A 1,019-nucleotide genomic window follows, 5' to 3' on the forward strand; every position below is an offset into this window, starting at 1 on the left:
CTCAACATTGAGATTGATCTCCAGCGCCCCGGCGAGCAGCCCCTCAACGAAGAGCACACAGAACACGATCGGCGCCGCACCGATCCACGGCACCAGCGACAGCAGCGCAGACGTGCCGAGAACAGTAATGAATGCCGTCGTACGCGCGCCGAGTCGGGCGATCAAGGGCGAAGATAAAGTCAACGAAATCAAGGCGCCGATCGCAGCCCCTATCAGCGTTAACCCAAGCTCGGACTTATTGACGCCAAGCGCAACCTGCAAATCCGGCATCCTCGACAGCAGCGCCCCCAGCGACACAGCGAAGAGAAAGAAGCAGGCATAGATCCGCTGCTGCGGCGCGATTTTCATAATGCAACTCCGGGGATTGACGCGTCGAAGCAGAGCACGCGCGTATGGACCTGTGATGTCTATATCACAGGGCCCAAGATCGAAACTTGTTTCTGAGGGAATGTGTCGGAGAAAGTGATCTTGGGAACCGGCGCGATTTGCCTAGCGCGGTGACGTGCGCGTGCCGTTTGATCGAGCTTGCAAGCTCGCCGCCGCCGAGCCGACGGCCCCAGAGAATTCACCAATCTCCCGTCGTCATTCCCATGATGATTTGCCGCGAACGCCTGGATCGCAACCTGCCCACCGCTATGGAACCTTGCCCTCTCGTTCAACGCAATCTATATTCTGTTCAACACAGGAGAATCTTATGGGTACCCAACCACGAACTGCTGCGGAACGCGAAGCGAAAATCGCGTTGGCCCGCAATAAGCTCGTACTCGAGCAAGCGAAGGCCGTCGGTCTCCTTGGCACGGCGAAGAATACCCGCTTGTCGGGCCGAGTGCCGTCGGAGTTGATCGAGGCAGCCAAAAAGCGTGCCCATGTTACCTCCGACACCGAGCTGCTGGAATTGGCCCTTTCACGGCTGGCTCTCGAAGACGACTTTGGCGCGCGTCTGGTGGGCCTCAAGGGCCGCATCCCGACGGATATCGATCTTGGGATTTGATCTCTCTGAAGCCCTCCGATCACTAAAG

General features: G+C 58.2%; 1 protein-coding gene and 1 pseudogene. One reads left to right on the plus strand and one right to left on the minus strand.

Annotated elements, in window-relative coordinates; genetic code table 11:
• A pseudogene (locus G9X67_RS27135) lies at positions 1–348 on the minus strand (MFS transporter); the annotation flags it as partial.
• A gap of 346 nt (positions 349–694) precedes the next feature.
• Here G9X67_RS27135 and G9X67_RS27140 point away from each other — a divergent pair.
• Positions 695–991 (plus strand): hypothetical protein, encoded by a 297-nt coding sequence (locus tag G9X67_RS27140; protein WP_171600121.1) that lies wholly within the window; start codon positions 695–697, stop codon positions 989–991.
• The last annotated feature ends 28 nt before the right edge of the window (positions 992–1,019 follow it).

This window comes from Rhizobium sp. WYCCWR 11152 (assembly GCF_013087615.1).
Classification (GTDB): Bacteria; Pseudomonadota; Alphaproteobacteria; order Rhizobiales; family Rhizobiaceae; genus Rhizobium; species Rhizobium indicum.

Excerpts from the sequence above, each read along its gene's own strand:
- G9X67_RS27140 (WP_171600121.1), top strand. The coding sequence starts at position 695 with ATGGGTACCCAACCACGAACTGCTGCGGAACGCGAAGCGAAAATCGCG.